Source organism: Streptacidiphilus sp. MAP5-3 (genome assembly GCF_041262505.1).
Classification (GTDB): domain Bacteria; phylum Actinomycetota; class Actinomycetes; order Streptomycetales; family Streptomycetaceae; genus Streptacidiphilus.
On sequence record NZ_JBGCCL010000074.1, the window covers coordinates 1 to 1,191 of the forward strand.

Genomic DNA, 1,191 nt, shown 5'->3' on the forward strand with positions numbered 1-1,191 from the left:
CTAGTGATCTGGTTCTGAGATGCGCGTGCAGTAGCGGCAGATGCGGTCGAGGATCTGGTCGGCGGTCTTGGTCCAGCGGAAGGGCTGAGCGGACTCGTTCCAGGTCTGGATCCACTGCTCCAGCGCGGTCTTGAGGCTGTCGAGGGAGCAGTGGACGCCGCGGGCGAGGCAGCGGCGTTCGAGCTCGGCGAACCAGCGCTCGACCTGGTTGATCCAGGACGAGTAGGTCGGCGTGAAGTGCAGCGTGAACCTCGGATGTGCCAGCAGCCAGCGGTGGACGACCGGGGCCTTGTGCGTCGACAGGTTGTCGCAGATCACGTGAACCACCAGGCGTTTGTCGGTCTGCCGGTCGATCTCGTCGAGGAAGTCACGGAAGTCCACCGCCCGATGCTGGGCGGACAGCTTCCCGATCACCTTCCCCGTCACGGTGTCCAGCGCCGCGAACAGGTCCACGGTCCCGTGCCGCACGTAGTCGAAGCTGCGTCGCTCGGGGACCCCGGGCAGCATTGGCAGCACCGGTGCGGTCCGCTGTAACGCCTGGATCTGCGGCTTCTCGTCCACCGCGAACACCGCCGCGTTCGCCGGCGGGGCCAGGTAGAGGCCGACCACGTCGCGCACCTTGTCCACCAGCAGCGGATCGGGCGAGATCTTGAACGTCTCGACCCGGTGCGGCTGCAGGCCGAACGCGTGCCAGATCCGCAGCACGCTGCTGGGCGAGATCCCCACCACTCTCGCAAGCTCGCGCTTGGACCAGTGGGTGGACCCCGCCGGGCTCTGCTCCAGGGTGCGGACCACCACCTCCTCCACCTGGGCGTCGGTGATGGTCCGCGGCACCCCGGGACGCGGCTCGTCCGAGAGCCCGTCGAGGCGCTCACGCAGGAACCGAGCCCGCCACTTCGTCACCGTCGAGCGGTTCACACGCAGGCGGGACGCCACCGCGATGTTGCTGCCGCCCTCCGCACACGCCAGCACGATCCGCGCCCGCAGGGCCAGCCCCTGCGCGGTCGTGCGCCGCTTGACCCAGTTCTGCAACGTCGCCCGCTCGGCATCCGACAGCACCAGCGGCTCCAACCGGTTGTCGCCCACACCAGCAGCACACCGCCAACCAGCCGGACCCGAAAGCCCCCTGGCAGAACTCGGTACACCACAGAACTCACGAGGCGACGAACAACCTCAAGACCAGATCACTAG

General features: G+C 68.1%; 1 protein-coding gene. It reads right to left on the minus strand.

Going from position 1 to position 1,191, the window contains the following annotated elements; translation table 11 throughout:
- Window positions 1–1,086, minus strand: a complete 1,086-nt coding sequence (locus tag ABH928_RS36475; RefSeq protein WP_370073056.1) for an IS630 family transposase — start codon at window positions 1,084–1,086, stop codon at window positions 1–3.
- Window positions 1,087–1,191: the final 105 nt, after the last annotated feature.